Raw genomic sequence first — 25,176 nt, forward strand, 5'->3', positions numbered from 1 at the left:
CCGACTCGCTCGGGGCCTCCCATGTCTCCTGAGTATAGCACGTGGGCTGTCCTATGGCTGAACCATGACAGTGGCATCCGTTCATGTTGTAGCTTTCCAATATGAACGAATCGAGCCGTCAGCGCGTCAGCTTCTTGTAGGCGAGGCGCGTCGGGCGGTCGGCGGCGTCGCCGAGGCGGCGGCGCTTGTCTTCCTCGTAGGCCTCGAAGTTGCCTTCGAACCATTCAACATGGCTGTCACCCTCGAACGCGAGGATGTGGGTGGCGAGGCGATCGAGGAAGAAGCGGTCGTGGCTGATGACCACGGCGCAGCCGGCGAAGTTCTCGATGGCTTCTTCGAGTGCGCGCAGGGTTTCGACGTCGAGGTCGTTGGTCGGTTCGTCGAGCAGGAGGACGTTGCCGCCCTGCTTGAGCATCTTGGCGATGTGGACGCGGTTGCGTTCACCGCCGGAAAGCTTGCCGACGTTCTTCTGCTGGTCCTGGCCCTTGAAGTTGAACGCGCCGACATAAGCGCGCGTGCTCATGTCCTGCTTGTTGACCTTCATGTAGTCGAGCCCGTCGGAGATTTCCTCCCAGACGTTCTTCTTCGGATCGAGGTGATCGCGGCTCTGGTCGACATAGCCAAGGCGCACCGTCTGGCCGATCTCGATCGTGCCGCTGTCGGGCGTTTCCTGACCGGTGATGAGCTTGAACAGCGTGGACTTGCCCGCGCCGTTCGGCCCGATCACGCCGACGATGCCGCCCGGCGGGAGGAGGAACGAGAGGTTCTCGAACAAGAGCTTGTCGCCATAGGCCTTGGAGATGTTCTTGGCCTCGATCACCTTGCCGCCAAGGCGTTCTGGCACCTGGATGACGATCTGGGCCTTGTTGATCACGCGGCTTTCGGTCGATTCCACCAGCTGGTCGAACGCCTTGATGCGGGCCTTGCTCTTGGTCTGGCGGCCCTTGGTGCCGGCGCGGATCCAGTCGAGCTCGTCCTTGATCGCCTTCTGCTTGGAGGTGTCCTCGCGCTCTTCCTGTTCGAGCCGCTTGGCCTTGGCTTCGAGGTAGGTCGAGTAGTTGCCCTCGTAGGGGAAGTACTTGCCGCGATCGAGTTCGAGGATCCAGCCAACGACGTTATCGAGGAAGTAGCGGTCGTGGGTGATCATCAGCACCGCGCCGGCATATTCCTTGAGGTGGTTTTCCAGCCAGTTGACGCTTTCGGCATCGAGATGGTTGGTCGGCTCGTCCAGCAGCAGGATCGAGGGCTTCTGGATCAGCAGGCGGGTGAGCGCGATGCGGCGCTTTTCACCGCCCGAGAGGTTGTCGACCGGCCAATCGCCGGGCGGGCAGCGCAGAGCCTCCATCGCGATTTCGAGCTGGTTGTCGAGTGTCCAGCCATCGACCGCGTCGATCTTGTCCTGCAGTTCGGCCATCTCGGCGCCGAGCGCATCGAAATCAGCGTCTTCCTCGCCCATTTCCATGCCGATCTGGTTGAAGCGATCGACCATGTCGGCAATCGCGCGCGCGCCGTCCTTGACGTTTTCGAGCACGGTCTTGCTGGTGTCGAGCTGCGGCTCCTGCTCGAGATAACCGACGGTGATGTTCTCGCCCGGCCAGGCTTCGCCCGTATAGTCCTTGTCGATCCCGGCCATGATCTTGATGAGCGTCGACTTGCCCGCGCCGTTGGGGCCGACGATACCGATCTTGGCACCCTGATAGAACTGCAGGTTGATGTTGCTCAGCACCGGCTTGGGCGCGCCGGGGAAGGTCTTGGTCATGTTCTTCATGACGTAGGCGTATTGGGCGGCCATCGGAGGTCCTTGATATGCGAAACTGTTGGGTTGCGGCGCGCTCTACAGGGGTGCGGGCTGGCGGGCAAGCGGGGCGAGGGCGCCTTGTCGATCCGGGCGCGGGGTTCTGATAGGGGAGGGGCCTGCTGCGCGCCGGGCCGCGCTTTGACAAGGAGCTGAGTGATGAAGAGTTTCGCGCGCAATCTGGCACTGATGGCGTTGGCCATCCCCGGTGCGGCCATGGCGGCGCCCGCTGCCGACAAGGGCGATGCGGCGTGGGATTTCATCGCGGGGCTGACGAGCGAAGTCGGCCAGCGGCTGGCGGGCAGCGAGGCCGAGGCGCGCGGGCGTGCGTGGGCGGCGGAGAAGCTGAAGGCGCTGGGGTTCCGCAATGTGGCCATCGAGCCGGCGATGACGCGCGCCTATGTGCGCGGGACGGACGCGGCGCGGCTGGTCTCGCCGGTGCCGCAGAAGCTGGCGGTGACCGCGCTGGGCTTCAGCGGGACGACACCCGATGCCGGAATCGACGGCGATGTGGTCTATTTCGCCTCGCTCGAGGCGCTGCAGGCGGTGCCGGCGGGATCGCTGAGCGGCAAGATCGTGTTCCTCGACCACGCGATGAAGGCGGCGCAGGATGGCAGCGGCTATGGTCCCTACGGGCAGGCGCGGCGCGCGGGGCCTGCGGTGGCCGCGACCAAGGGGGCGATGGGAATCGTCATTCGCTCGATCGGGACGGACAGCCACCGCAATCCGCACACCGGCGTGACCAATTGGCCAGCGGGGGTCATGCCGATCCCGGCCGCGGCGGTATCGAACCCCGATGCGGACATGCTGGTGCGGCTGGTGGGCAAGGGCAAGGCACTGCGCCTCGCGCTGACGCTGACCGGGCGGACCGCCGAGAGCCTGCCGACGGGCAACGTGATTGGCGAACTGCCCGGGCGCGATCCTTCGCTGCCGCCGATCCTCGTCGGCTGCCATCTCGATAGCTGGGATCTGGGCACCGGTGCGCTCGATGATGGCGCGGGCTGCGCGATCGTGACGGCGGCGGCGCTGAAGGCGCAGGAAGCGGGGCCGACGCTGCGCACGATCCGCGTGCTGCTGGCGGGCGCGGAGGAAATCGGCGCGGCGGGCGGCGCAGCCTATGCCAAGGCGCATCCCGAGCGGCACGGGCTTGCCATGGAGAGCGATTCGGGCGCGGACCGGGTGTGGCGCGTGGAGATGAAGTTTGCGCCGGCCAATGCCGCGCTTTCGGACAAGGTGGCCGCAGCATTAGCGCCGCTCGGCATCGTGCGCGGCAAGGGCGAGGTCGAGGGCGGGGCGGATGTCGGCCCGGTGATCAAGGCGCAGAAACTGGCGGTGATCGACCTGACGCAGGACATGACGCACTACTTCGACATTCACCACACGCCCGATGACACGCTCGACAAGATCGACCGCGCGGCGCTGACGCAGAATGTCGACGCCTGGGCGGCGGTGCTGGGCGTGGTGGCGAATGCGGCGGAGGATATCGCGCCGGCGGAGTGAAGATCAGGCGGCGGTGCGGGCCTTGAAGAAGGCGATGACGTCTTCTTCGACCTGCTTCGTGGCGCTGCCGGGTTCGTCGATAAGGTGCCAGGTGAGCACCGAATGCGGCGCAATGGGGGCTGCCGGGTTGGCATCCGCGTCGGGAAGTTCGACCGTTACGCAGCGCTCTCCGAAGGTCTCTTTCAGCATGGCGAAGCGCGCGTCGGGGACGAAGCTGTCGCTTGGGAAGCGCAGTGCCATCAGGTGCAAGTCTTCTTCCTCGAACCGGCGCTTGGCACAGGCGATTTCATCGGCGCTCGCATCGATCCGCGCGGCGCCCTTTTTGCCCAGCGGGAGCGAGGGCTGCGAGAGGACCGGGGCCACGACCGCAGGCTCGGTCATCATCGCGAGCGCGAAGCCGCCGGTGAAGCACATGCCGACCGCGCCGACCCCGCGCCCGCCGCATGTCGCGTGGGCATGCCGCGCGAGCGCGCGAAGCCAGTCGACGATGGGGCTCGACTTGCCATTGGCCCAGACGTTGAATTCGCGGCGCACGCAGATTGCCCAGAGCATCTGGCCGACGGTGTAGGCCTTTGTGGGTTTGCGCCCATCCTCGCCGAACAGGCTGGGGCAATAGACTGTCATCCCCTGCGCCGCGACGCGGTCTGCAAAGCGCAGCACTTGCGGGTGGAGGTTGGGCATTTCGTGCATGACGATGACCGCGGGGCCGCTGCCCTTGCGCCAGACGCGGCGCGTATAGGGGCCATCGTTGAAATCGAAAGCTTCGTAACCGGCGAAGGCTTCTGGATTCTTCATGCCCGATCCCCTCTCCCAACCCTCTCCCCTGAAGGGGAGAGGGCTATTTGGCTGGATCAGAGGCGTTCGATGATGATCGCCGGGGCCATGCCGCCCGCTGCGCACATCGTGACGAGGCCGTAGCGGCCGCCCGAGCGTTCGAGTTCATCGAGCGCGGTGCCGATGAGGATCGAACCGGTCGCGCCGATCGGGTGGCCGAGCGCCATGGCGCCGCCGTTGATGTTCACCTTGGCGCGGTCGAGTTCGAGATCGCGGATGAACTTTTCGGCAACGACGGCGAACGCCTCGTTGATTTCCCAGACGTCGATGTCTTCCTTGGTCAGGCCCGCCTTGGCGAGGACCTTCTTGGCAGCGGGAACCGGCGCGTTGAGCATCAGCGTGGGATCATCGCCCTGGTTGGCATAGGCGACGATGCGCGCGCGGGGCTTCAGGCCATGCTTTTCGGCATAAGCGGGCGAGGTGATGAGGAGCGCAGCGGCGCCATCGACCACGCCCGAGGAATTGCCTGCGTGGTGGACGGGCTTGATCTCCACGTCCGGATAGCGGCGGTTGATCTGCTTGCGGAAGGTAACGCCGCCGCCGAGATCGAAGTCCATCATGCCGGCGAACGCGGGCTTGAGGCTGGCGAGGCCTTCCGCAGTCGTTTCGGGGCGGGGGAATTCCTCGTGGTCGAGAGCGACCGAGCCGTCTTCGTTGTAGACCGTGATCAGCGACTTGTTGAAGCGGCCTTCCTTGATCGCGACATCGGCGCGCTGCTGGCTGACGAGCGCGAGCGCATCGAGCGCTTCACGCGAAATGCCCTCGATCGTGGCGATGGCATCGCCGCAGATGCCCTGGTGCGATTGCGGGTGGATCTCGTCGAGCGCCTTGTTGCCCGAGCCCATCAGGCGCGGCGGGAAGCCGGCGTTGGCTTCGGCAGCGGCGTTGGCGGCGGTGAAGCTCATCATCTCGGTGCCGCCCGCGATGACGCAGTCTTCCATCCCGGACATGACGGTGGCGGCCGCGAGGTTCACCGAAGTGATGCCGCCGCCGCAGAACCGATCCAGCGTGGTGCCGCTGGCGCTGATGTTGAAGCCCGCGGCCAGCGCTGCCATGCGGCCCAGATCGCCGCCCTGCTTGCCGACCTGCGAGGAGGTGGACCAGATGATGTCGTCCACCGTGCCGGTATCGAGATTGTTGCGCTCGGCAATGGCCTTCATGACCGTGGCGGCGAGGTGCTGCGGGTGCAGGTGCGACAGCGCGCCCTTGCCCGGCTTGCCCACCCCGCGCGGGGTGCGGACGGCATCGATGATATAGGCTTCGGCCATGTCAGACTCTCCCAAGTACGTTAATCGAGCGATTAAACCGCTGCGCGCGCCTGCGCAAGGGGGAACCTCGACAGCGGTGCGGGGCGCGGCTTATGGTGGGCGCACAATCACCAATAGGAGCCCACCATGCTGCACGCCGAACTGCTGGAGCAGGCCCGGAGCCTTGAGCCGCAGATCACTGCGCTGAGGCGCGCGATCCATGCCGAGCCGGAGCTTGGGCTGCACACGCCGCTGACCGCCGGCAAGGTGCGCGCGGCGCTGGCGCATCTGCCGCTGACGTGGCGCGAGGGGCCTTCGACGACAGGGCTGGTCGCGACGCTCAAAGGCGGAGCAGGCGAGGGCCGCCGCGTGCTGCTGCGCGGGGATATGGATGCGCTGGAGATGCCCGAGGAGACCGGGCTGGAATTTGCCTCGCAGTTCGCGGGGCGGATGCATGCCTGTGGGCACGATGCGCATACGGCGATGCTGGCGGGGGCGGCGGAGCTGCTCTGCGCGCGGGCAGACAAGATTGCCGGCGAAGTGCAGTTCATGTTCCAGCCGGGCGAGGAAGGGCACCACGGCGCGCGGTTCATGATCGACGACGGACTGCTGGAACCGAAGGCAGACGCTGCCTTTGCGCTCCACATCATGCCCAACAGCCCGCACGGGATCGTGGCAGGGCGCGCCGGGCCGCTGCTGGCTTCGGCAGACCGGTTCGAGATCACGGTGAAGGGCGATGGTGGCCATGCCTCCATGCCGCACGATACACTGGATCCGCTGCCGGTGGCCTGCGAGATCGTCAGCGCGATCCAGGCGATGGTGACGCGCAAGTTTTCGGTGGCGGACCCGGTGGTGGCGACGGTTTCCAAGATCGAGGCGGGGACGGCCTACAACGTGATCCCGGATGCGGCGCATCTGCTGGGCACGATCCGCACGCTTTCGCCCGCTTCGCGCGCAAAACTGCACGAGGCGCTGCCGACGCTCGCCCGGCATATCGCTGCGGCACACGGGCTGACCGCTGAGACGGCGATCATTCCGGGCTTTCCGGTGACGATCTGCGACGCGCGCGCGGTCGATCTGGGCGCGGCAGTGGCGGAAGAAATTGCCGGTGAAGGCAGGTTCCACCGGATGGCGCACCCGATCATGGGGGCGGAGGATTTCTCCTATGTGCTGGAGCAGATGCCGGGCGCGATGTTCTTCCTTGGCGTGGCGCCGCAGGGGGCGGACTGGAAGAGCTGCTGCTCGATCCATTCGACGCGGATGATGCTGGATGAAAGCGTGATGCCGCTCGGCGCGGCGATGCTGGCGGGCTGTGCGGAGCGGTTTCTGGCGGAAGGCTTTGCGTGAGGTGCAATGTTGCCGTCTTGAAGGGCTGGCATCGCGGGCGGTGATCTGACAGGGGCTGCCACATGCAAGACCGGGTTCTGCCGCTGAGCGGCATTCACAATTTTCGCGACTATGGCGGCTACGGCGCGCGGGGCGGCATGGTGCGTAAAGGGCATCTGTGGCGTTCGGGGCATCACTTCGATGCGACGCCGGACGATCTCGATGTGGTGCACCGCATCGGCATCGCGCGGGTGATCGACTTGCGCGGGGATAGCGAGCGCGCTTCGTTTCCGTGTCTGCGGCATGAGCAATGGGCGGGGCAGGTGGTGTTTTACCCCGGCGAGACGGCCGGAGATCATGGCAGGGCGGTGCATGATGAGGCCGCTGCTGGCGTGCGGACTGCGGACGATGCGCGGGCCGCGATGGTGAAGCTTTACGACAAGCTGCCGTTCCGCCCGGTGCTGGTGGGCACGTTCCGGCTCTACCTGCAGACCCTTGCCGAGGACCATGGGCCTAGCCTGCTGCACTGCTTTGCCGGCAAGGACCGCACCGGCGTGGGCGCGGCTATCGTCCACCGGCTGCTGGGCGTGCATGCGGACGACGTGATGGCGGACTACCTCCTGACGAACACGGCCGGCAATTCCGAGGCACGGATCGCGGCGGCGGCAACCAATGTGCGCGCGAGCTTCGGCCCGATGATGACTGATGACGCGCTGCGCACGATCATGTCGGTGCAGCCGGAGTTTCTGGAGAGCGCCTTCGCCGCGATGGAGCGCGAGCACGGGACGTTCGAGGCCTATGCGGAGGCGGTGCTGGGCGCGGATGCGGCGCTGGTGGCGCGGCTTGAGGAGCGGTTGGTGGTGTGAGGGGTGGCATGACTGACGAGGAAATCGCCGTGATCGAGCAGCGGTGCGAGCGAGCGACCGCCGGGCCGTGGGTTTCGTTCGTCGAAGGACGGGATCATTTCGGGGGCGACAGTATCATTCAGACGCCTCACAGCGATCTCAATCTTCTTGGCGGCAATGCAGCGGATCAGGATTTTGTTGCCACTTCTCGCGAGTATGTACCGGCGCTGATCGCCGAGATACGCAGGTTGCGGTCGCTGCTCGGCCTATAAGTTGCAAGAAGCCAACCCCAAGTCCGCTCACCCTGAGCTTGTCGAAGGGTGCTGGCGCAGCGGTTGCGTATGATGCTTCGACAAGCTCAGCCTGAGCGGGGTTGGTGATACAGCGCCGGGAAGGGCGGCCGGTGTGCTTCAGGCGCTCGTCCTTGTCATCACCACCGCGTCAAACCGCCGGTCCGCCAAGTCCTCCGGCGTGATCCACCATTGCAGTGCGCCGCCGCCGAAGTGATGGCCGATGGCGGGGTTGGTCGGCAGTTCGAGCAGCAGCAGGTGCGTTGGGGCCAGCTCCGCTTCGCCGCTGGCAGGAGCGAGCAGACGCGCCGGGGGCGGGGCGATCACGCCTTCGGGTGTGCGCCGGGCGAGGGCGTGCCGGTATGCGACTCGGGCGGTGATCTCTTCGGGGAACTTGGCCGCTTCCTGCGGGGAGGCGTGCAGCGTCGTCTCGATCGCGGCTTCGACGGCCTCGGGAATCACCCGTTCGGCCAGGGCGCGGTGGGTGGCGAGCCAATCCCAGAAGGCCTTGCGCACGGGCGGGGCGATGGGGGCGAGCGCGGGGTTGCCGAGCGCGTGATCGAACCAGGCCTGCGCTTCCTCGCGCACGGCCTTGAGCTGGGCGGCGCGTTCGTCCGCGTCAAGGCTGGGGTAGGGATCGTGGACGACGGTGCGCGATGCGCGGTCCGCCTCGCGCACGAGGGCGGCGGAGGTGATCTGCACGGAGATCCAGTCCTGCGGATAGCCGTACCACAGCGGTTCGAAGCCCTGACCATCAGGCCCATGAAAATCCGCGTGATCCAGCGCTGGCGCGAGTTCGTTCTGCCCTTGCGCATCGAGCAGGGCGCGCGCGGTGGCGGAATTGTGCGGCCAGCGGGGTGAGTCCGATTCGGGCAGGGCGATCGACCGCGGCACGACGGGCCAGCGGGGCAGGATCTGCGTGCCGTGCTCGGGCGTGAGTGCCCAGGGCCAGACCAGCGCGGCTTCATCGCCATAGGCCATGGCGAGGCCCGGCGGCACATCGAGTGCGTGCCACGGCATTCCCGCATAGCCCTGCGCGTGGATCACCCGGAAGGCATCGCCGGGGCCCCAATTGCAATCGAGGAACACGGCCAGCGCGCCTTCGGAAGGCAGCAGGCCGAGGCCTGCCTCGTCGGGCACTTCGGCAAGATCGATCTGGAGGAGGAAATGGAGCGGCTTGCCGGTGCCTGGATGGACCGGCCATTCCGCTGTGCCAGGAAGCACCGGGGTGCCGCCAAGCCAGCTGCGGCCTTCGGGCGCGCGGTGCGGGGGGAAGTGCTGGCGCAGCACCACGGCCTGCCGCGTGGAGGCGGCGAGCGGGGCCGGTGCTTCGGGCGATGTGGCTGCCGGTTCGGGCTCGCCCGGCTCCTCAAGCTCTGCATAGGGGGCAGCGGGCAGCGCATTGGCGGCCTCGGCCTCGGCCAGCGAAGCGGCTGAAATCATGCGGCTGCGGCCGACTTTTTGCGGCAGGGCTTCGGGTTCGGGTTCGGGCTCGGCGGCATCATCCGCGGCCTTCCGGCGCTTTGCCTGTTTCGGCTTGCGCGGCTTTGGTTCCTGCAGCGCGCGTTGGCGCAGCCAGTACCAGATCAGCGCGATGAGCCCCAGCGCGCTGGCAATGAAGATGGCGAAGATTGCGACTAGGGCGAGCACGCGTTCACCTTTCCGGTGTTACGCTGCGGCATTAGGCCCAAACCTGCAACAAATGGTTATTTTGGGGTGAAGGGGCCGGTTCGGCGTTTTTCAGTCTGGCGCTGCGCGTTGGCGCTCTGGCTTTCCGCCTGCGCAGGGATGACGAAGGGGGAGGCGGGGACGCCCAACAAAAAAGGGGCGGGAGATCGTCCCGCCCCTCTTCAACTCGGTTTGATGCCAATCAGGCTTCGACGGCCATGGCCGTTTCGAGGTTTTCGACGATGGCCTCGAAGAACTTCTCGGTGGTCATCCACGGCTGGTTGGGGCCGATGAGGATGGCGAGGTCCTTGGTCATCTTGCCGCTCTCGACCGTTTCGATGCACACGCGCTCGAGCGTTTCGGCGAATGTCACCACTTCGGGGGTCTCGTCGAACTTGCCGCGATAGATCAGGCCGCGCGTCCACGCGAAGATCGAGGCGATCGGGTTCGTCGACGTGGCCTTGCCCTGCTGGTGCTGGCGGTAGTGGCGCGTGACGGTGCCGTGCGCGGCTTCGGCTTCGATCGTCTTGCCATCGGGCGACATGAGGACCGAGGTCATCAGGCCGAGCGAGCCGAAGCCCTGCGCCACGGTGTCCGACTGCACGTCGCCATCGTAGTTCTTGCAGGCCCAGACGAACTTGCCCGACCACTTGAGCGCCGAGGCGACCATGTCGTCGATCAGGCGGTGTTCGTAGACGATATCGGCGGCGGCGAACTTTTCCTTGAAGCCTTCGGTTTCGAACACTTCCTGGAACAGATCCTTGAAGCGGCCGTCATAGGCCTTGAGAATCGTGTTCTTGGTCGAGAGGTAGACCGGCCAGCCGAGGCCGAGGCCATAGTTGAACGAGGCGCGGGCGAAATCGCGGATCGAATCGTCGAGGTTGTACATCGCCATGGCGACGCCCGCGCTCGGGAAGTCGAACACGTCGAGATCGATCTTCTGGCCGTCATCGCCGTCCCACACGAGGCGCAGCTTACCGGGGCCGGGGATGAGGGTGTCGGTCGCCTTGTACTGATCGCCGAACGCGTGGCGGCCGACGACGATGGGATCGGTCCAGCCCGGCACGAGGCGCGGCACGTTCTGGATCACGATGGGCTCGCGGAACACGACGCCGCCGAGGATGTTGCGGATCGTGCCGTTGGGCGACTTCCACATCTTCTTGAGCTTGAATTCCTCGACCCGCTGCTCGTCCGGCGTGATCGTGGCGCACTTCACGCCGACGCCATATTCCTTGATCGCGTTGGCCGAATCGATGGTGATCTGGTCGTTCGTCTCGTCACGCTTCTCGACCGAGAGATCGTAGTACTTCAGATCGATATCGAGATAGGGAAGGATCAGGCGTTCGCGGATCCACTGCCAGATGATCCGCGTCATTTCGTCGCCATCAAGCTCGACGACAGGATTCTTCACCTTGATCTTTGCCATGGTTTTGTATGCCTTCCCCGGGGAGGTGATCTAAAGAAATTTGGCGTTCCTTAGCAGGCGCTTGGCGGCGCGCAAGCGGTCCAATCTCACCAAAGGGCAAGGCGCGTCAGGATTCGCGCGGTTTGGGTCTGGACAGCAGCGGGGGGGCGGCTCTAGACATTTAACCAAGCGATTAAGCGCCGATCAAAGGAGAGATGCCGTGAGCGATGCACCCGAAGTCCTGACCGAAGTGGACGGCAACGTCCTGATCGTCACCATCAACCGGCCCGAAGCCAAGAATGCGATGACCAAGGCGGCTGCCGAAGGAATCGCTGCGGCGATGGATCGCTTCGACGCCGATGTGGACCTGCGCTGCGCGATCCTGACCGGCGCGGGCGGCACGTTCTGCTCCGGCATGGACCTCAAGGGCTTCCTGCGCGGCGAGCGGCCGAGCGTGCCGGGTCGCGGGTTTGGCGCGCTTTCGCAGTGGACGCCAAAGAAGCCGATCATCGCCGCGGTCGACGGCTATGCGCTGGCGGGCGGCATGGAGCTGGCGCTCTCGTGCGATCTGATCGTGGCAAACCGCGCGTCCAAGTTCGGCATCCCCGAAGCGAAGCGCGGCCTTGCGGCGGCGGCTGGCGGCCTGATCAAGCTGCCGCGCCAGATCCCGCCGCGCATCGCGATGGAACTCGCGCTGACCGGCGATTTCATCGATGCGGAACGCGCCTATGCGCTGGGCTTCATCAACGAGATCACCGATGGCCCCTCGCTGGAAGCCGCCAAGGCGCTGGCCGCTCGCGTCGCAGCCAATGGCCCGCTGGCGCTGATCGCGTCGAAGGCCATCGTGCGCGATTCGCACGAGTGGACCGAGGAGAACATGTGGGACAAGCAGGAGGCCTATATCGCGCCTGTATTCACCTCGTCCGATGCGCGCGAGGGCAGCCTTGCGTTCGCCGAGAAGCGCAAGCCCAACTGGCAGGGCAAGTAAGCCCGCTGGATCACCCATGACCCGCTCATGCTGAGCTTGTCGAAGCATCAGGCGCACAGGTCGCGCCTGCACCTTTCGACAGGCTCAGGGTGAGCGGTCTTGTAAGCGGGCAGCTTGGTTCACGCTGCCTGCAACCCAACAAAAAACCCCGCCGAGGCGGGGTTTTCGAAGCGATGGTGGGCGTAGCAAGGATTGAACTTGCGACCCCTACGATGTCAACATAGTGCTCTACCACTGAGCTATACGCCCGCACCATCACGCTTCCGCTGCGCCGGAGCGCTTCGGAGAGGCAGCCCATTAGCCTTGGGCGGCTGGACTGGCAAGGGGGGTTTTTCTGACTCCTCCGACCGTGCGATTGGAAGAAGTTACCCCTCCGTCAGTCCTGCGGACTGCCACCTCCCCAAATGTGCCGCGCAAAGATGGAAAGGATCAGGACGTCAGCGCAGATTGCCGGTCATCGGCGAATCGGCGAAGACGCGTTCCACTTCCATCACGAGATCGCGCAAGTGGAAGGGTTTCGACAGCACGCGCGCGCTTGGTGCCTCGCGGTTGGCCTTGAGCGTGACGGCAGCAAAGCCGGTGATGAACATGACCTTGGTGGCCGGGCTGATCTCCGCGCAGCGTTGCGCGAGTTCGATCCCGTCCATTTCGGGCATGACGATGTCCGACAGCAGCAGGTCGAAATGCTGGTGTTCCAGCAGGGGCACCGCCTCGGTGCCGCGATCGACCGACACCACTTCGTAGCCCGCGTTCTCGAGCGCGCGTGCGAGGTAGGTGCGCATCGCTTCTTCGTCTTCGGCGAGGAGGATTCGAATCATGGTCACCTTCAATCGTCTTGCCAGTCTGCCTGGACCCGGTCAGCCTGGGCTTCTGTGCCCGCGAGCCGTAGCTGACGGCATTCCTTATCCGAATGCCTAAACCCGTGCAGGTTAAGATTCCGTCCAGATCGGCTCCCGGGACTTAATCGCAATCGCAAAAGGGCAAACTCCGAACCCGCGCCGGGGATGGGCGATTTCCGGCCTGCAAAGCACCATGGAGCACTTTGACATACGCGCCAAACCCCTGCAGCTTTTGGTCATGGATCGACTTTTTGCGTCGCCGGGCGAATCGCCTGCGCACGACAGTGCCGCAAGCTTCAACGGGGCCACCGCCTCGAGTGGAGGAAGTGTCCCCGGTCTGGAGGGTTCACCTGCCTTCACCGTGTGGCAGAGCGATCCTTCGCCGGTGCCGGTGGTGATCGCGGTGCCGCATGCCGGACGCAGCTATCCGCCTGAACTGGTTTCGCGGATGCGCCAGCCTGCCTATAGCGCGCCGCGGTTGGAGGACCGGCTGGTCGATCTGGTCGGCCGCGCGGTGGCGGACCGCACCGGCGCGGCGCTGCTGGTGGCGCATGCGCCGCGCGCGATGATCGATCTCAACCGCGCCAGCGACGATATCGATTGGGACATGGTCGGCGGCGGGGCACCGGATGCCAGCTCCCTGCCGGTCGCTTCTTCAACCTGGCGCCGCGCGCGCAGCGGGCTCGGCCTCGTGCCGCGGCGGCTGCCGGGGCTGGGTGAACTGTGGAAATGGCCGATCGCGCACGATGACCTCGCCGCGCGGATCGAAGGGGTACACCAGCCTTATCACACCACGCTGGCGGCCCTGCTCGAAAACGTGCGGGGACGCTGGGGGGCGGCGCTGCTGATCGACCTGCATTCGATGCCGCCGTTGCCGGCGCGCGCGGGTGAACCGGCGGCGGAGTTCGTGGTGGGCGACCGGTTCGGCGCGGCCTGCGACGGCGTGCTGGTGGCGGAGGCCTTTGCCGCGCTGGGGCAGGCGCGGCGGCTGACGGCGCACAACCGCCCATACGCGGGCGGTTATGTACTGGAGCGGCATGCCCGCCGGCAGGCCGGTGTGCATTGCCTGCAGCTGGAAATCGACCGGCGGACCTACCTCGACGCCGCTCTGGCCGAACCGGGGCCGGGGCTCGATGAAACGATCGAGGTGGTTGCAGCGCTCGTCCAGCGCATGGCGATTGCGGTCGCCGATCTGGGCCGCGAGCGCGGCTTCTGGCGCGCGGCGGCAGAATAAATCCTTGAATCCAAGAAAAAACCGCCTGGAGCATTGCTCCAGGCGGCCAAGGTTCAGGGAGGAGGTGCACCAGGTGCACCCGCCGCGCCGAGCCATGAGGGGAGCCCGCCGCGACTTACGGAAGATAGGTTGCGTACTGCGACAGTGCAAGCAGTTTTGCCGCTTGCATTGTAGCGAATGGTAACAGCAACCGATCTGATCTGTAATACTGGCGATCAGAACGCCGGCAGCGGCGGCGTGGGGCCGACGCCCTGCTCAACCTGCTTGCCGAAAATCGTGCTCATCAGATCGAGCGAGAAGATGTGCGCATAGACCAGCGGCAGCAGACCGCTCTGCGCCCAGCCGCGCAGGACATCGCCGCGCATGTCGCGCAGCTTTTCCTGATTCACCATCTGGAAGCCGCGGTAGACGAAAGGCTGCTCGACACCGGGCTGCTGGATCGCGGCTTCGCCGTCCATCAGCAGATCATGCTTGGTGAGTTCCTCGACAAAGGCCTGCGTGCGCTGGCCGGCCTGCTCGAACTGCTCGCAGAACTGCAGGACGTTGCGGGTGGCTTCCGAAGGCTCCTCACCGCTGAACAGGGGTTCGCCTTCGGGGAAATCGCCGAGCAGGCCCGAGGAGGGATCGAAGCACAGCGAAAGATCGGTGGTTTCCTGCGTCAGCTTCGCGAGGAGGAAGGGATAACGGCGGGCATAGGCCGGCACGTAGGCACCGGGAGCCACGTTGCCTTCGGCATCGACAAACACGTTGATGCCTTCGTTGAGACCCATCAGCGCCAGCGGCACCGGATTGTCGCCCGCAGCGAAGATGATCGGGAAGTGGCGCGCGGCCTGCGGAAATTCCTCGACCGTCAGCGGCACGGCATGCTGGCCGACCATCCATGTTGCGGTCTGCGAGGCACGGGCCTTCCAGTTCGCATGATCGCGCAGGTTGAGCGGCGTGAGATCGTTGTAGAACAGGGGCAGGGATGCTTGCGGCGCGCTCGCCATGAAATTCTCTCCGTCAGACTGGTTGCCATGCACGCGCCAGAGCCGGCGGGATTGCGGCGGGAATTGGCCGTTTAGGGATTGTCCTTAGCCTGCGCAAGAGTGCCTGAAACAGCGTTGTCACACGCCGGGACTGGCCCATTCAAATCAGCTTGCCGGGATTGAGCAGTCCGTGCGGATCCAGCGCGGCCTTGATCTGGCGCAGCAGCGCCAGCGCGACCGGATCGCCAAGCCGCGCAAGCTCGTCGCGCTTGAGCTGGCCGATGCCGTGCTCGGCCGAAATCGAGCCGCCCCACTGGGTGACGAGATCGTGGACTTCGGCGCTGATCGCCTTGCCATCGCCCTGCTGCCAGGTGGCCGGATCGACCCCGGCAGGCGCGATGACATGGAAGTGGATGTTGCCATCGCCCAGGTGGCCGAAACCGACCGCGCGCGTGCCGGGCCACGCCGCCTCGACCTGCGGAACCGCCTGCTCGACGAAATCGGGCATCAGGTGCGTGGGCACGCTGATATCGTGCTGGACGGCGGGGCCCAGTGCCCGCTCTGCCGGGGCGATGCTGTCGCGCAAGGTCCAGAAGGCTTCGGCCTGCGCTTCGCTGGCGGCGATCGTGGCATCGGCGATCAGACCGGCCTCGAAGGCGGAGGCCAGCAAGGCCTCGGCGCGTTCGGGCAGGGTGGCGGCAGCGGCGTCGTCTGTCGCGACGAGTTCGATGAGCGCGTGCCAGGCGTGGGGCTCTGCCAGCGGAGGGCGGGCTGAAGGGAGGTAGGCGCAGACCGCTTCGAGCGAATGGCGCGGCATGACCTCGAACCCCTCGAGCGCGGCGCCGGCGTGGCGTTCGGCATGGAGCAGCAGCGCGCGGGCGGCGTGGAGCGAGGCAAGGCCGGCCCAGAGCACGGCGCGCCCCGCGATGCGCGGCTCGAGCCGCAGCGTGGCGGCGGTGACGATGCCCATGGTGCCTTCCGAGCCGATCAGCACCTGCTTCAGGTCAAACCCGCGGTTGTCCTTCTTGAGCGGGGTGAGGGTATCGAGCACCGAGCCATCGGCCATGACCGCCTCGAGCCCGAGCACCATCGCGCGCATCGTGCCGTGGCGCAGCACTTGCGTGCCGCCGGCATTTGTGGACACGAGGCCGCCGATGGTGGCCGAACCCTTGCCGCCGAGGGTGAGGGCAAAGCGCAGACCGGCGGTGTCCGCCGCTTCGTGGAGCGTTTGCAGGACGACCCCCGCATCGGCGGTGACCATGCGGTTTTCGGTATCGAGCACGCGGATCGTGTTCATCCGGCGCAGGCTGAGGAGCAGGGCGTGGCCGCCGCTATCGGGCGTGGCGCCGCCCGACATCCCGCTATTGCCGCCCTGCGGCACCAGGGCCACGCGGTGCTGGGCGCAAAGCTTCACCAGCGCGGCGACTTCGGCGGTGGAGGCGGGCGAGGCCATGGCGATCGCGCGGCCGGTGAAGCGCCCGCGCCAATCGGTGAGCCAGGGAGCCATGAGATCGGCATCGGCCGTGAAGCCGCGCGGGCCAAGCAGCGCGGCTGCTGCCGCAAGGAACGGGGTGTGATCGATATCAGCCATCGCCTGCCGGGCTAATCCCGCCAGGGCGTTGTGGGCAATTCATTTTTTCTGACAGGCGAGTTAAGCCGGGGTTCAATCAAAAGTGCTAACGGGGACAGGCGATTCTCCGGTGGCTTTCAGGGCCTGAAAAAGAGTCGGGGCGGGAAAAGAGTTTCGAGGGACCACACTGCTGTTGCAGTCATCATGACAACGTTATTCGATCTTTTTGCGAGCATCGCCCTGACCTTGCCGGGATTCCCGGCAGGCGAGAGCGCGTTTGCGCCGATCGATGACGCGGCGGTGGCGCAGGATGTGTGGGACGTGGCGGCGTTGCCGGCGGGCACGCTCCTGCTGGTCAACCCGCCTGCCTCCGCGCCGACTACAAGCGCTGCGGGGATCAACCCGATCGCGCCCGACGTGTGGGATCAGGTCCGCATCGAACAGCGCGTGATCATCCGCGTGACCCCGCGCGATGCCGGGCGCGATGCAGTGGCGCCGCAGATCATGCCGCTCCAGCCGATGCAGCCGATCATGCAGCCGATGCTGCCGCAGGCGCGCTCCAACGCCGTGCGCTTCCGCGAGCGCAAGACGGGCAAGTGCATGCCCGCAATGGGAATCGCCGCAGTTCAGCCGATCACCGATGGGCGGCTGATGTTCTACATGCGCGATCGGCGGATGCTGGCGGCGGGCCTCGAAAAGGCCTGCAGCGCGCGCGATTTCTACCTTGGCTTCTACATGTCGAAGACAACGGACGGCCAGCTTTGCGTGGGCCGCGATGCCATCCATTCGCGCGCAGGGACGACCTGTAAGCTCAAGGATGTGCGCGAATACGTTCCGGTTGACGGAAACTGACGTTCGGGCGGCGGCCTCCGTAACCACTTTCCTTGACTTTCTAGGCCGTTTGGGACTAGGCGCGGGGCCACGATGGCGAGCCGCGAGGCCCGGCCTTCCGCGCGCCGGACAATCTGGCACGCATCTGCTTTTCGGAAAAACCACCACCCATGAAATTTGCCGATCTCGGCCTGTCTGACGAATTGCTCCAGTCGGTTCTCGACGCGGGCTACGATACCCCGACCGCGATCCAGGCGCAGGCCATCCCCTCGGTGCTGATGATGCGCGATATCATCGGCATTGCGCAGACGGGGACGGGCAAGACGGCGAGCTTCGTGCTGCCGATGATCGACATTCTGGCGCATGGCCGCCGCCGCGCGCTGATGCCGCGCTCCTTGATCCTTGAGCCGACGCGCGAGCTTGCCGCGCAGGTGGCCGAGAACTTCGAGAAGTACGGCAAGAACCACGACCTGAAGATGGCGCTGCTGATCGGCGGCGTGCAGATGGGCGATCAGGTGAAAGCGCTGCAGGACGGCGTGGACGTGCTGATCGCGACCCCGGGCCGGCTGATGGACTTGTTCGAGCGCGGCAAGATCATGCTCAACGGTTGCAGCCTGCTGGTGATCGACGAGGCGGACCGCATGCTCGACATGGGGTTCATCCCGGACATCGAGACGATCTGTTCGAAGCTGCCCCCGCAGCGCCAGACGCTGCTGTTTTCGGCGACGATGCCGCCGGTGATCAAGAAGCTGGCGGACAAGTTCCTCAGCAATCCGAAAAGCATCGAGGTGGCGCGGCCCGCATCGAACAACACCAATATCGCCCAGCACAAGGTGCATGTCTCCACGCGCGGCAAGCGTGAAGCGCTGCGGCACTTGCTGCGTACCGACAATGTCGGCACCGCGATCATCTTTGCCAACCGCAAGACGACGGTGCGCGAGTTGGCCAAGAGCCTGCAGCAGAGCGGTTTCTCGGCCGGCGAGATCCATGGCGACATGGACCAGAACGCGCGCAATGCCGAGCTGCAGAAGTTCAAGGACGGGGTGATCTCGATCCTCGTCGCGTCCGACGTCGCCGCGCGCGGGCTCGACGTGAAGGGCGTGAGCCACGTGTTCAACTATGACACGCCGTGGCATCCCGATGACTATGTCCACCGCATCGGCCGCACGGGCCGCGCAGGCGCGACGGGCCGGGCGTTTACGTTCGTGACCGACGACGATGCCGAAGCGATCGCCAATGTCGAGAAGCTGACGGGGATGAAGATCCCGGTGTTTGCGCTCGATGGCGCGGACGCGGCGGCTGCGCCTGCGCGTGAAGAAGCTGCGCCGCGTGAGAGCGGTCGGCGCGAGCGGGCACCGCGCGGCGAGCGCGCGCCGCGCAAGGAACGCGCGCCCAAGGTTGCGGCGCCGGTGGCCGAGATCGAGGTTTCGCCGGAAGTGGTGGAGGAACCGGCAGCGGCAGCAACTCCTGCGCGGGCACCCCGCGCACGGCGCGACGAGCCGCGTCCGCCCAAGGATGTGCTGACCGAGCTGCCTTCGCAGCCGGGCGAGTGGAACGGTCCGGTTCCGGGGTTCCTGAGCGTTTCGGCGCTTTAGAGCGTTGGCTTGATCTCGAGGTCGGTGAACAGAAACTCACCGGTTGAGCAGATCACCCGAACTACCGGCTCTGCCGTCTTGAGCGGAAATCTCCGTGTTTCCTCACCGAGCGTGACTGTGACTTCGCTGCCAGAGTAGGTCAGTTTGAACGACTGGACCGTGCCTGGCTTGCTAAGCATGGAAAACGGCAGCATCTCGTCCTCCGCGCCCCGGTTGGTGAATTTCAGAGCCTGGACAACCTCCTCGCCGGTTGGCGACTTGCGCTTGTCTATTGGCAGGGCAATCATCGAGAAACCGGCGAAAGCTTCAGGGGAAGCACCGGGCTGGAAAGCAGAGCCGATATCAACGCGGCCAAGCGGGGCCCATTTCTTGACCTCTGCGATTGTGCGCAGCTGAAGATTGCCGGTGACCGTGAAGGGGCTGGACGGTGCAGGGAGTACGAGTTCGGAAAAGTGCTGGCTGGCCGTATCGCAATCGTATGTGATCCCTGCAGCTCTTGCCGATACTGGGAAGGCAGCGCCGGCAAGAGCCGCAACTGCGAGTAAGGGAAGCGCTCTCATTCCAGACTCTCCGTTTGTGCCGGCCTCGGTGCGCCGGAGGCGAACGATGGTGGGGTCGGTCTCGTTGGACAAGGGGAATTGCAGCCGGATCAGTGTTATTGGTCTCAAGCAGCCTTCACAAAACTATCAATCACCCGCTTCCGATCCCCGGTCTCGAAATCGATCTCCAGCTTGTTGCCTTCCTGCGCGGCGACGGTGCCGTAGCCGAACTTGTCGTGGAACACGCGGGTGCCCACGGTGATGTCGGTGCGGGGTTTGGCGGCGAAGCTGGCGGCGCTGCGGCTGGGTTCGGCGATGCGTTTGGGGGCGGGGTCGTAGGTGGTCGCGGCAGCGCGTTGCCAGCCGGGGCCGCGCGTGAGGTTGCGCGCGGGGTTGGCGCTTGCGACATGCGCGAAGGGGTCCGAGTGTTCGGACCACTGCGCGCGCCAGAGCGAGGCGCCGCCGCTCATCGTGGTTTCTTCCTCGATGTGGTCTGCGGGCAGTTCGCCGACGAAGCGGCTGGGGATCGAGCTGGTCCACTGGCCGTAGATGCGGCGGTTGGCGGCGTGGAGGATGGTGCAGCGTTTGCGGGCGCGGGTGATCGCGACGTAGGCGAGGCGGCGTTCTTCCTCCAGGCTCGCGAGCCCGCCTTCATCGAGCGCGCGCTGCGAGGGGAACACGCCTTCTTCCCAGCCGGGGAGGAACACGTTGTCGAACTCCAGCCCCTTGGCTGCGTGGATGGTCATCACGGTGACCTTCTCGGTGTCCGCCGCCGCGTCGTTGTCCATCACAAGGCTGACGTGCTCGAGGAAATCGCCGAGCGTCTCGTACTCCTCCATCGCGCGGGCGAGTTCGGTGAGGTTTTCTAGGCGGCCTGAGGCTTCGGTGCTCTTCTCGGCCTGAAGTGCGGCGGTGTAGCCAGATTCATCGAGCACGGTGCGCATCAGTTCTGCGGGGGTGAGCGTCGCGATCCCGTCGCGCCAGCCGATGAAGCTGCGCATCAAGCTGGATAGCGTGGCGCGGGCGCGGGCGGGGAGTTCGTCCGTATCGCACAGCTCGATGGCGGCGGCGGCCAGCGGAATGCCGCGCGCGCGGGCGTGGCGATGAAGCTTCTCCAGCGTCTTGTCACCCAGCCCGCGCTTGGGGGCGTTGTAGATGCGCTCGAAGGCGAGGTCGTCCTGCGGGGAGGCGATGACGCGCAAGTAGGCGAGCGCGTCGCGCACTTCGGCGCGTTCGTAGAAGCGGAAGCCGCCGACGATCTTGTAGGACAGGCCGATCTGGATGAAGCGGTCTTCGAACTCGCGCGTCTGGAACGAGGCGCGCACGAGGATGGCGATGCGGTTGAGCGGGGCGCCTTCGCGTTCGAGGCGCTCGATGTCTTCGCCGACACGGCGGGCTTCCTCCGGGCCATCCCACACGCCGATGACGCGGACCTTGTCGCCGCCGCCCACTTCGGTCCACAGCGTCTTGCCGAGGCGCTGGCTGTTTTCCGCGATGACCCCGCCGGCGGCCGCGAGGATGTGCGGGGTGGAGCGGTAGTTCTGCTCCAGCCGGATCACCTTGGCGCCGGGAAAATCCTTTTCGAAGCGCAGGATATTGGCGACTTCTGCGCCGCGCCATGAGTAGATCGACTGGTCGTCATCGCCCACCACGCAGATGTTCTTGCGGGTTTGCGCGAGGAGGCGGAGCCAGAGGTATTGGACGGCGTTGGTGTCCTGATACTCGTCGACCATCACGTATTTGAAGCGGGCCTGCCAGCTTTCGAGCACTTCGCGGTGCTGCTTGAAGATGGTGAGCATATGGAGCGTGAGATCGCCGAAATCGCAGGCGTTGAGCGCGCGCAGGCGGTCCTGATAGAGGGCGTAGAATTTTGCGCCTTTGCCGTTAGCGTAAGCCTCGTTGTCGAGCGCGTCCAAGTCCTTGGGGCCGAGGCCGCGGTTCTTCCAGCGGTCGATCAGGCCGGCGAGCTGGCGCGGGGGCCAGCGCTTGTCGTCGATCCCTTCGGCCTGGATGAGCTGTTTCAGCAGGCGTAGCTGGTCATCCGTGTCGATGATCGTGAAGGTGCTTTGCAGGCCGACCAGTTCGGCATGGCGACGCAGCATCTTGGCGGCGACCGAGTGGAACGTGCCGAGCCACGGCATACCTTCGACCGAAGGCCCGATCAGCTGACCGACACGCTCGCGCATTTCGCGCGCGGCCTTGTTGGTGAAGGTGACGCAGAGAATCTCGGACGGCCAAGCCAGCCGCGAGCGCAGCAAGTGCGCAAGGCGCGCGGTGAGCGCGGCGGTCTTGCCGGTGCCCGCGCCCGCGAGCATGAGCACGGGGCCCTCCGTCGTCAGCACGGCCTCGCGCTGCGGGGGATTGAGGCCTTCGAGCCAGTTTGAATCAGGTGCGGTTACAAGCGTCACACCGGAACAAGTAGGGAACTTCGCCGGCGCGTGCAAGTCTGCGGGGAGGAGGCTGGTTGCGCCAACCGAAGCGAGCGGGCATGGCACCCATGAAGCCGGGGTAGGGGATATATGAACACTGCAAATCCGTTCGTGGTCCACGCGCGTGTGCTTATGGCCAGCCTCGTCGGCACGGCGGTCGAGTTCTACGATTTCTACATCTTCGGCACCGCCGCTGCGCTGGTAATCGGGCCGCTGTTCTTCCCCGCCGAGAGCCAGGCCGCGCAGACACTGCTGGCGCTGATGACCTTCGGGATCGCATTCTTTGCCCGTCCGGTGGGCGCGGTGGCGTTCGGCCATTTCGGCGACCGGATCGGGCGCAAGTCGACGCTGGTCGTCTCGCTGCTGCTGATGGGCGTTTCCACCTTTCTGGTGGCCTTCCTGCCCGGTTATGCGGTGGCGGGCTGGTTGGCGCCGGCGCTGCTGTGCCTTTTGCGCTTTGGCCAGGGGTTCGGCCTTGGCGGTGAATGGGGCGGAGCATCGCTGCTCGCGGTCGAGAATGCGCCAAAGGGCATGGAGGCGCGGTTCGGCATTGCCGCGCCGCTCGGGGCGCCGCTGGGGTTCCTGTTTGCCAATGGGCTGTTCCTGCTGCTGGGGCTCTTCCTGTCCGAATCGGACTTCCTCAGCTGGGGTTGGCGCGTGCCCTTTCTGGCGAGTTCGCTGCTGGTGATCCTGGGGCTGTGGATCCGGCTGCGTATCGGCGAGACGCCCGCGTTCAAGGCTTCGCTCGAAGCCGCGCCGCCGCCGCGCGTGCCGCTGGGCAAGCTGCTGGCCGACCATCCCGGCGCGGTGCTGGCGGGCACGATGGGCGTGATCGCGTGCTTTTCGCTGTTCTATCTTGCGACGACCTTCGCGCTTTCATTCGCGACGACCAAGCTTGGTTACCCGCGCGAGACGGTGCTGGCGATCCAGCTGGGCGCGGACGTGGTGTTTGCGATCGGCATCGTGGTTTCGGGCTGGTGGTCCGATGCGGCCTCGCCGCGCCTGGTGATGGCGGTGGGCGCGGCGCTGACCGGGCTGGTGGGCCTTGGCTTTGGCAGCGGGCTTGCGGCGGGATCGCTGCCGGTGCTGTTTCTGACGCTCTCGGCCACGCTGTTCGTGATGGGGCTGTGCTATGGCCCGATCGGCGCGTGGCTGCCTTCGCTCTATCCGGTGGATGTGCGCTATACGGGCATTTCGTTGGCGTTCAATCTGGGCGGGATCGTCGGCGGAGCGCTGGCGCCGCTGGGCGCGGCATGGCTGGCGACCAATGGCGGCGTGGTTTGGACGGGACTTGTGCTGACAGCGGCAGGGGTGGTGACGCTGGTGGGCGTTCTGATGGCGCCGCGTGCGGGTTAAAATGGGGACAGTCCCCTTTTTTCAGGCGTCGCGGTCCGGGGTGAGCGGGGACCACCTGTGCGGGGAGGGGACAGTCCCCATCTAACCCCCCTTAACCCTGCGCCAAACGCATCAGCGTCAGCCTTGCCTTGCCGACCTTGCGCTCTGCATCGATTTCCAGCGCGCGCACGCCGGCGGGTTCGTCCGCGTGGGTTTCAAGGCTGACCCAGGTGCCGGGGCCGATCCAGCCGAGACGCAGCAGGCGATCGATGGCCACAGCGCCCGCGCCCGAGCCGTAGGGCGGATCGAGCATCACCACATCGAGCGGGGCGGGCACGGGTCCGAGCGCGAGGACCGAGGCGGCGCGCACGTCGCACTGTGCCTGTGCGTGAAGTGCGGCGATATTGGCGCGCATCGCACGGATCGCGGCGGCGTCCTGCTCCACGAACACGGCCTTGGCCGCGCCGCGCGAAAGCGCTTCTAGGCCGAGCGCGCCCGAGCCTGCGAAGAGGTCCGCAACCGTGAGCTCCTCGAAGCTGCCGAGGCGGCTGGTGAGCATCGAGAACAGCGTTTCGCGCGTACGGTCCGCGGTCGGCCGCGTGGTGTCGCCCGCCGGGGCCGAGAGTTTGCGGCCGCGCCAGGTGCCGGCAATGATCCGCAGCATCAGCGCTTGGCTCCGGGCCGCCCGCCGGGCTTTCTGGGCGAACTGCGCAGCGTCCTGCTCGGCGCGCGTTGATCGGGGCCGGGTGACGGCGCCTCGGCGGGAGCCTTGGCATAGGGCCGGTTGGGATAGGTTTTCGCGGGCTGCTTGGGTGCGGAAGGCTTGGCGACAAACTGACCAGCATCGGCGGAAGGCCGCACACGTTCGGCGCGCGCGCGCGAAGGCCGTTCGGGCTCGCGCAGCGGGCGAGCCGGCCTTGCAGGCTTGGCGGCTTCCTCAACCGGTTTCGGCGCGCGCGGCGCATAGGCCTTTCCGGCGTGGACGGCCTGCTGCACGCGGGTGGCGTGATCGCCGGCGAGGCCCTTGCGGAAGCGCTCGACCACGACCTGCGGCACTTCCTCAGCGCCGCCGCGCGGCAGTTCGCCGAGATCGAACGGGCCGTAGCGCAGGCGCAGCAGGCGCGAGACTTCGAGGCCGAGATGTTCGAGCACGCGGCGGACTTCGCGGTTTTTGCCTTCGGTGAGGGTCAGCTCGATCCACTTGTTGCGGCCGGCGCTGCGTTCGAGATTGGCGTTGATCGGGCCGTAGTGAATGCCCTCGATCTCGATCCCCTGCATGAGATCGTCGAGCTGGATCTGCGAGACATCGCCGAAGGTGCGCGCGCGGTAGGTGCGCGGCACGGCGTTGGCGGGCAGTTCCATCGCGCGCTTCAATTCGCCGTCGTTGGTGAGGAGGAGCAGCCCTTCGGTGTTGATGTCGAGCCGGCCGACCGGCATCACGCGGCCAGCGCCTTCGGGCAGGGCATTGCGCAGCGCGGTGTAGATCGTCGGGCGGCCGGTGGGATCGCGCTCGGCAGTGATCAGGCCCGAGGGCTTGTGGAACATGAACAGGCGCGGCGGTTCGGGCGCGGCGACGGGATTGCCGTCTACCGTTACACCGCGCAGGTTCTTGAGGATCGTGGCGGGGGTGGTGATCACCTCGCCGTCGAGCGCGATGCGGCCTTCGGCGACATAGCGCTCTATCTCGCGGCGGCTGGCGACGCCGGCGCGGGCGAGAAGCTTCGCGATCCGGTCGCCTTCGCGCGGGGTGCCATCTTCCGCAAGGGCCCGGGTCTGCGGCACGGCGGCGGCCTTGGGCAGGCGCGGCTTGGGGATCTTGTAGGGGGCAGGGGCTGCCGGGTTGCGGCGTGAGCCGGTGCCTTTACCAGAACCGGTAGGAGCCGCGGGCCGTCCCGGTCGGCCGCTCCTGTCTTTGGGGGGGAATGCCATCGTTTGCCC

At 66.1% G+C, this 25,176-nt stretch carries 20 protein-coding genes, 1 tRNA gene and 1 pseudogene; 9 read left to right on the plus strand and 13 right to left on the minus strand.

Features of this window, described 5'->3' with window-relative positions:
• Window positions 1–118: 118 nt before the first annotated feature.
• On the minus strand, window positions 119–1,792 hold the full coding sequence (gene ettA, locus ACO06X_RS19940; protein ID WP_421837862.1) for an energy-dependent translational throttle protein EttA: 1,674 nt from the start codon (window positions 1,790–1,792) through the stop codon (window positions 119–121).
• 162 nt (window positions 1,793–1,954) lie between these two features.
• Between ettA and ACO06X_RS19945 the strand changes: the two genes are divergently transcribed.
• A complete protein-coding gene (locus ACO06X_RS19945) occupies window positions 1,955–3,295 on the plus strand; it encodes a M28 family peptidase (protein WP_421837863.1) in 1,341 nt (446 codons plus the stop codon).
• Between the two features lie 3 nt (window positions 3,296–3,298).
• Here the strand turns inward: ACO06X_RS19945 and ACO06X_RS19950 are convergent, their stop codons facing one another.
• Window positions 3,299–4,090: a dienelactone hydrolase family protein gene (locus tag ACO06X_RS19950; protein ID WP_421837864.1), complete on the minus strand. Its 792-nt coding sequence runs from the start codon at window positions 4,088–4,090 to the stop codon at window positions 3,299–3,301.
• Between the two features lie 56 nt (window positions 4,091–4,146).
• Entirely contained in the window at window positions 4,147–5,397 is a 1,251-nt protein-coding gene (locus ACO06X_RS19955) for an acetyl-CoA C-acetyltransferase (protein ID WP_421837865.1), read from the minus strand.
• Between the two features lie 126 nt (window positions 5,398–5,523).
• Between ACO06X_RS19955 and ACO06X_RS19960 the strand changes: the two genes are divergently transcribed.
• From ACO06X_RS19960 to ACO06X_RS19970, 3 genes are all read left to right on the plus strand, one after another.
• Entirely contained in the window at window positions 5,524–6,723 is a 1,200-nt protein-coding gene (locus ACO06X_RS19960; protein ID WP_421837866.1) for a M20 metallopeptidase family protein, read from the plus strand.
• Window positions 6,724–6,785: 62 nt separating this feature from the next.
• Window positions 6,786–7,568 (plus strand): tyrosine-protein phosphatase, encoded by a 783-nt coding sequence (locus ACO06X_RS19965; RefSeq protein ID WP_421837867.1) that lies wholly within the window; start codon window positions 6,786–6,788, stop codon window positions 7,566–7,568.
• Between the two features lie 8 nt (window positions 7,569–7,576).
• Window positions 7,577–7,819 carry a hypothetical protein gene (locus ACO06X_RS19970; RefSeq protein ID WP_421837868.1) on the plus strand — a complete coding sequence of 81 codons (243 nt, stop codon included), beginning with the start codon at window positions 7,577–7,579 and terminating at the stop codon, window positions 7,817–7,819.
• Window positions 7,820–7,957: 138 nt separating this feature from the next.
• Here the strand turns inward: ACO06X_RS19970 and ACO06X_RS19975 are convergent, their stop codons facing one another.
• Window positions 7,958–9,487, minus strand: a complete 1,530-nt coding sequence (locus tag ACO06X_RS19975) for a DUF1963 domain-containing protein (protein WP_421837869.1) — start codon at window positions 9,485–9,487, stop codon at window positions 7,958–7,960.
• Between the two features lie 220 nt (window positions 9,488–9,707).
• Window positions 9,708–10,931, minus strand: a complete 1,224-nt coding sequence (locus ACO06X_RS19980; RefSeq protein ID WP_421837870.1) for an NADP-dependent isocitrate dehydrogenase — start codon at window positions 10,929–10,931, stop codon at window positions 9,708–9,710.
• Between the two features lie 199 nt (window positions 10,932–11,130).
• Between ACO06X_RS19980 and ACO06X_RS19985 the strand changes: the two genes are divergently transcribed.
• Complete coding sequence (locus ACO06X_RS19985; RefSeq protein WP_421837871.1) at window positions 11,131–11,898, plus strand: crotonase/enoyl-CoA hydratase family protein; 768 nt, start codon at window positions 11,131–11,133, stop codon at window positions 11,896–11,898.
• Between the two features lie 174 nt (window positions 11,899–12,072).
• Here the strand turns inward: ACO06X_RS19985 and ACO06X_RS19990 are convergent.
• Both ACO06X_RS19990 and cpdR read right to left on the minus strand, forming a co-directional pair.
• Window positions 12,073–12,147 (minus strand) — tRNA-Val (locus tag ACO06X_RS19990).
• Between the two features lie 188 nt (window positions 12,148–12,335).
• Entirely contained in the window at window positions 12,336–12,716 is a 381-nt protein-coding gene (gene cpdR / locus ACO06X_RS19995; protein WP_421837872.1) for a cell cycle two-component system response regulator CpdR, read from the minus strand.
• 259 nt (window positions 12,717–12,975) lie between these two features.
• Here cpdR and ACO06X_RS20000 point away from each other — a divergent pair, with 259 nt between their 5' ends.
• The gene (locus tag ACO06X_RS20000) at window positions 12,976–13,971 is read left to right on the plus strand and encodes an N-formylglutamate amidohydrolase (RefSeq protein ID WP_421837873.1); all 996 of its coding nucleotides are present in this window, start codon (window positions 12,976–12,978) and stop codon (window positions 13,969–13,971) included.
• A 215-nt stretch (window positions 13,972–14,186) separates the two neighbouring features.
• On the opposite strand, the gene ACO06X_RS20005 is transcribed toward ACO06X_RS20000, so the two are convergent.
• Both ACO06X_RS20005 and ACO06X_RS20010 read right to left on the minus strand, forming a co-directional pair.
• A complete protein-coding gene (locus ACO06X_RS20005) occupies window positions 14,187–14,960 on the minus strand; it encodes a SapC family protein (protein ID WP_421837874.1) in 774 nt (257 codons plus the stop codon).
• 139 nt (window positions 14,961–15,099) lie between these two features.
• On the minus strand, window positions 15,100–16,530 hold the full coding sequence (locus ACO06X_RS20010) for an FAD-binding oxidoreductase (protein ID WP_421837875.1): 1,431 nt from the start codon (window positions 16,528–16,530) through the stop codon (window positions 15,100–15,102).
• Between the two features lie 183 nt (window positions 16,531–16,713).
• Between ACO06X_RS20010 and ACO06X_RS20015 the strand changes: the two genes are divergently transcribed.
• Window positions 16,714–17,361, plus strand: coding sequence for a hypothetical protein (locus ACO06X_RS20015; protein ID WP_421837876.1), 648 nt, complete (start codon window positions 16,714–16,716; stop codon window positions 17,359–17,361).
• Window positions 17,362–17,510: 149 nt separating this feature from the next.
• Window positions 17,511–18,935, plus strand: coding sequence for a DEAD/DEAH box helicase (locus ACO06X_RS20020; RefSeq protein ID WP_421837877.1), 1,425 nt, complete (start codon window positions 17,511–17,513; stop codon window positions 18,933–18,935).
• On the opposite strand, the gene ACO06X_RS20025 is transcribed toward ACO06X_RS20020, so the two are convergent.
• Window positions 18,932–19,567, minus strand: a complete 636-nt coding sequence (locus ACO06X_RS20025; protein WP_421837878.1) for a hypothetical protein — start codon at window positions 19,565–19,567, stop codon at window positions 18,932–18,934. The genes ACO06X_RS20020 and ACO06X_RS20025 overlap by 4 nt on opposite strands.
• A gap of 32 nt (window positions 19,568–19,599) precedes the next feature.
• Entirely contained in the window at window positions 19,600–21,882 is a 2,283-nt protein-coding gene (locus ACO06X_RS20030; RefSeq protein WP_421837879.1) for an ATP-dependent helicase, read from the minus strand.
• 111 nt (window positions 21,883–21,993) lie between these two features.
• On the opposite strand from ACO06X_RS20030, the gene ACO06X_RS20035 reads away from it, so the two are divergent.
• Window positions 21,994–23,259, plus strand: coding sequence for an MFS transporter (locus ACO06X_RS20035; RefSeq protein ID WP_421837880.1), 1,266 nt, complete (start codon window positions 21,994–21,996; stop codon window positions 23,257–23,259).
• 91 nt (window positions 23,260–23,350) lie between these two features.
• On the opposite strand, the gene rsmD is transcribed toward ACO06X_RS20035, so the two are convergent.
• On the minus strand, window positions 23,351–23,902 hold the full coding sequence (gene rsmD / locus ACO06X_RS20040) for a 16S rRNA (guanine(966)-N(2))-methyltransferase RsmD (RefSeq protein WP_421837881.1): 552 nt from the start codon (window positions 23,900–23,902) through the stop codon (window positions 23,351–23,353).
• A 353-nt stretch (window positions 23,903–24,255) separates the two neighbouring features.
• Window positions 24,256–25,167: pseudogene (locus ACO06X_RS20045) on the minus strand (pseudouridine synthase); the annotation flags it as partial.
• Window positions 25,168–25,176: the final 9 nt, after the last annotated feature.

It is taken from the genome of Novosphingobium sp., from assembly GCF_965229225.1.
In the GTDB taxonomy this organism is placed as follows: domain Bacteria; phylum Pseudomonadota; class Alphaproteobacteria; order Sphingomonadales; family Sphingomonadaceae; genus Novosphingobium.

Bases quoted from the DNA above. Each gene is read 5' to 3' on its own strand.
- ACO06X_RS19960 (WP_421837866.1), top strand. From the start codon at position 5,524: ATGCTGCACGCCGAACTGCTGGAGCAGGCCCGGAGCCTTGAGCCGCAG.
- ACO06X_RS20010 (WP_421837875.1), bottom strand. From the start codon at position 16,530: ATGGCTGATATCGATCACACCCCGTTCCTTGCGGCAGCAGCCGCGCTG.
- ACO06X_RS20000 (WP_421837873.1), top strand. From the start codon at position 12,976: ATGGATCGACTTTTTGCGTCGCCGGGCGAATCGCCTGCGCACGACAGT.
- ACO06X_RS19965 (WP_421837867.1), top strand. From the start codon at position 6,786: ATGCAAGACCGGGTTCTGCCGCTGAGCGGCATTCACAATTTTCGCGAC.
- rsmD (WP_421837881.1), bottom strand. From the start codon at position 23,902: ATGCTGCGGATCATTGCCGGCACCTGGCGCGGCCGCAAACTCTCGGCC.
- cpdR (WP_421837872.1), bottom strand. From the start codon at position 12,716: ATGATTCGAATCCTCCTCGCCGAAGACGAAGAAGCGATGCGCACCTAC.
- ACO06X_RS20005 (WP_421837874.1), bottom strand. From the start codon at position 14,960: ATGGCGAGCGCGCCGCAAGCATCCCTGCCCCTGTTCTACAACGATCTC.
- ACO06X_RS19950 (WP_421837864.1), bottom strand. From the start codon at position 4,090: ATGAAGAATCCAGAAGCCTTCGCCGGTTACGAAGCTTTCGATTTCAAC.
- ACO06X_RS19970 (WP_421837868.1), top strand. From the start codon at position 7,577: ATGACTGACGAGGAAATCGCCGTGATCGAGCAGCGGTGCGAGCGAGCG.
- ACO06X_RS19945 (WP_421837863.1), top strand. From the start codon at position 1,955: ATGAAGAGTTTCGCGCGCAATCTGGCACTGATGGCGTTGGCCATCCCC.
- ACO06X_RS20015 (WP_421837876.1), top strand. From the start codon at position 16,714: ATGACAACGTTATTCGATCTTTTTGCGAGCATCGCCCTGACCTTGCCG.
- ettA (WP_421837862.1), bottom strand. From the start codon at position 1,792: ATGGCCGCCCAATACGCCTACGTCATGAAGAACATGACCAAGACCTTC.
- ACO06X_RS19955 (WP_421837865.1), bottom strand. From the start codon at position 5,397: ATGGCCGAAGCCTATATCATCGATGCCGTCCGCACCCCGCGCGGGGTG.
- ACO06X_RS20035 (WP_421837880.1), top strand. From the start codon at position 21,994: ATGAACACTGCAAATCCGTTCGTGGTCCACGCGCGTGTGCTTATGGCC.
- ACO06X_RS20020 (WP_421837877.1), top strand. From the start codon at position 17,511: ATGAAATTTGCCGATCTCGGCCTGTCTGACGAATTGCTCCAGTCGGTT.
- ACO06X_RS19980 (WP_421837870.1), bottom strand. From the start codon at position 10,931: ATGGCAAAGATCAAGGTGAAGAATCCTGTCGTCGAGCTTGATGGCGAC.